Here is a 3,468-nt window from a genome sequence, read left to right on the forward strand (position 1 = left end):
GAGACGATCCACCTCGCCCGGCGCATCTGGCGGCGCGAGGTGATCGAGCACCACGGCATCACCGACATGCCGCTCCCCGCCGAGAAGGGCGGCACGCTCGGCAAACCGCTGAAGCTGCTCACCCGCCCCGTCCGCGACGCCATCCCCGTGTACGTCGCCGCCCTCGGCCCCGCCAACGTCCGGATGACCGCCGAACTCGCCGACGGCTGGCTGCCGTTCCTCTACGCACCCGAGCACGCGGCCAAGATCTGGAACGGCCCGCTCACCGAGGGCACCGCCCGGCGCGACACGGCCCTCGGCCCGCTGTCCGTCGTCGCCGGCGGACTGCTCGCCGTGGGCGACGGGGCCGAGGCGGTCCGCGACCTGATGCGGCCCATGATCGCCCTGTACGTGGGCGGGATGGGGGCCCCGGGGCGCAACTTCTACTACGACCTGGTCTGCCAGTACGGCTACGAGGCCGAGGCCGCCGCAGTCCAGGAGCACTACCTGGCGGGCCGCAAGCGGGAGGCCGAGTCCGCGGTCCCGGCCGAGCTGTGCGAACTCCTCTGCCTGGCAGGCCCCGAGGGCTACATACGGGACCGGGTCGAGGTGTTCCGCGAGGCGGGCGTGACCATGCTCAACGTCACTCCCGTCGGCCCCGACCCGGCCCGGCTCGTCGAGCAGGTCAGGAACTGGCTCTGAACGACGGCTCCGCGCACAGCGAGGCCCACCCGTTCCCCATCCCCGACGTGGAGACACCCGACATGCAGCGAGACATCTACACGGCGGACCACGAGGCGTTCCGCGACACCGTGCGCACCTTCCTGGAGAAGGAGGTGCTGCCGCACCACGAACGCTGGGAGCAGGAGGGCGTCGTGAGCCGCGAGGTGTGGCGCGCGGCCGGCCGGCAGGGCCTGCTGGGCCTCGCGGTCGACCCGGAGTACGGCGGCGGAGGCACCGACGACTTCCGCCACAGCGCCGTGCTCATCGAGGAGTTCGCCCGCGCCGGGGCGTCCGGCCTGGCACTGAGCCTGCACAACGACATCGTCGGCCCCTACCTGACCCGCCTCGCCACCGACGAACAGAAACGGCGCTGGCTGCCCGGCTTCACCACCGGGGAGACGATCACGGCCATCGCGATGACCGAGCCCGGTGCGGGCTCCGACCTCCAGGGCATCCGGACCACCGCCACCGACCAGGGCGACCACTACCTCCTCAACGGAGCCAAGACGTTCATCTCCAACGGCATCCTGGCCGATCTGGTCGTCGTCGTGGCCCGCACCACCCCCGAGGGCGGCAGCTCCGGGCAGAGCCTGCTCGTCGTCGAACGGGGCATGGACGGCTTCGAGCGGGGCCGCAACCTCGACAAGATCGGCCAGAAGGCGCAGGACACCGCCGAGTTGTTCTTCGCCGACGTACGGGTGCCCAAGGCGAACCTGCTCGGCGCGGAGAACCAGGCGTTCTCCGCCCTCATGGCCAACCTCGCACAGGAACGGCTGGCCATCGCCGTGGGCGCCGCGGCCGCGGCCGAGCACATCCTCGAACTCACCATGACCCATGTGAAGGAGCGCGAGGCCTTCGGCCGGCCGCTCGCCCGCCTCCAGCACATCCGCTTCGAGATCGCCGAGATGGCCACCGAGTGCGCCGTCACCCGGAGCTTCGTCGACCGCTGCATCACCGAGCACAGCGCGGGACGCCTCGACGCCGCGCACGCCTCGATGGCCAAGTGGTGGGCCACCGAACTGCAGAAGCGGACCGTCGACCGCTGCCTCCAACTGCACGGCGGCTACGGCTACATGACGGAGTACCGGGTCGCCAGGGCATTCCTCGACGGCCGTATCCAGACGATCTACGGCGGCACCACGGAAATCATGAAGGAGATCATCGGCCGCTCGCTGCTCGGCTGAGCGCCCGTGAGTCTCCCTCCGTCCCGACGCGCCCCGAGACCCTCAGTGAAAGGCCATCCCGTGAGCACCGAAGCGTACGTGTACGACGCGATCCGCACCCCGCGTGGGCGTGGCAAGGCGAACGGCGCCCTGCACGGCACCAAGCCCGTCGACCTGGTGGTCGGCCTCATCCACGAGATCCGCGATCGCTTCCCGGGCCTCGATCCGGCGGCCGTCGACGACGTCGTGCTGGGCGTGGTCAGCCCGGTGGGCGATCAGGGCTCCGACATCGCCCGGATCGCGGCCCTCGCCGCCGGGCTGCCGGACACCGTCGCCGGCGTCCAGGAGAACCGCTTCTGCGCCTCCGGCCTGGAGGCCGTCAACCTGGCCGCCGCCAAGGTCCGTTCCGGCTGGGAGGACCTGGTCCTGGCCGGCGGTGTGGAATCCATGTCCCGGGTCCCCATGGGCAGTGACGGCGGTGCCTGGTCGATGGACCCGCTGACCAACCACGAGACCGGTTTCGCTCCGCAGGGCATCGGCGCCGACCTGATCGCCACCCTCGAGGGCTTCTCCCGCCGCGATGTCGACGAGTACGCGGCCCTGTCGCAGGAGCGGGCCGTCACCGCGTGGAAGGAGAACCGCTTCGCGCGCTCCGTCGTCCCCGTGAAGGACCGCAGCGGGCTGGTGGTCCTCGATCACGACGAGCATCTGCGCCCCGGGACCACCGCGGACTCCCTGGCGGGGCTGAAGCCGTCCTTCGCGGACATCGGCGAGCTGGGCGGCTTCGACGCGGTGGCGCTGCAGAAGTACCACTGGGTGGAGAGGATCGACCACGTCCACCACGCGGGCAACTCCTCGGGCATCGTGGACGGCGCCTCCCTGGTCGCCGTCGGCTCCAAGGAGGTCGGCGAGCGTTACGGGCTCACCCCGCGCGCGCGGATCGTCTCGGCGGCCGTGTCCGGCTCCGAGCCCACCATCATGCTCACCGGGCCCGCGCCCGCCACCCGCAAGGCGCTGGCCAAGGCCGGGCTGACCATCGACGACATCGACCTGGTCGAGATCAACGAGGCGTTCGCGGCGGTCGTGCTCCGCTTCGTGAGGGACATGGGCCTGTCGCTGGACAAGGTCAACGTCAACGGTGGCGCCATCGCGCTGGGTCACCCGCTCGGCGCAACCGGCGCGATGATCCTGGGCACCCTCGTCGACGAACTCGAACGCCGGGACCAGCGCTACGGCCTGGCCACCCTGTGCGTGGGCGGCGGCATGGGCATCGCCACCGTCGTCGAACGCCTCTGAGCGTCGGCCGCGACACCCGTACGAAGCCGTCGTCCGCGTGGCCCCGACGCCCGCACAGACACCCTCCGCACCTCACCACCTCGCTGTTCCGCACCCCGCAGCGCGTACACCCACAGGAGAGCGCACCCCATGGCCCCCGACACCGAGAGCCTTACCATCCGCTGGGAACAGGACGCCGACCGGGTCGTCACCCTCGTCCTCGACGACCCGAACCAGTCCGCGAACACCATGAACGCGGCGTTCATCGACTCCCTCGACGCCGTCGTCGATCGGCTGGAGAGCCGGCGCGACATCCTCAAGGGCGTCG

At 71.0% G+C, this 3,468-nt stretch carries 3 protein-coding genes; all 3 read left to right on the plus strand.

The window, feature by feature from the left end; translation table 11 throughout:
- Positions 1 to 681 (plus strand): LLM class flavin-dependent oxidoreductase (locus AOK11_RS36135; RefSeq protein WP_055597865.1); only part of this gene is annotated, 681 nt, incomplete at its 5' end.
- Positions 682 to 743: 62 nt separating this feature from the next.
- The gene (locus AOK11_RS36140; protein ID WP_055597866.1) at positions 744 to 1,886 is read left to right on the plus strand and encodes an acyl-CoA dehydrogenase family protein; all 1,143 of its coding nucleotides are present in this window, start codon (positions 744 to 746) and stop codon (positions 1,884 to 1,886) included.
- 60 nt (positions 1,887 to 1,946) lie between these two features.
- Positions 1,947 to 3,161, plus strand: a complete 1,215-nt coding sequence (locus tag AOK11_RS36145) for an acetyl-CoA C-acetyltransferase (protein ID WP_055597867.1) — start codon at positions 1,947 to 1,949, stop codon at positions 3,159 to 3,161.
- The last annotated feature ends 307 nt before the right edge of the window (positions 3,162 to 3,468 follow it).

The sequence above is a fragment of the Streptomyces hirsutus genome (genome assembly GCF_001418415.1).
In the GTDB taxonomy this organism is placed as follows: Bacteria; Actinomycetota; Actinomycetes; order Streptomycetales; family Streptomycetaceae; genus Streptomyces; species Streptomyces hirsutus.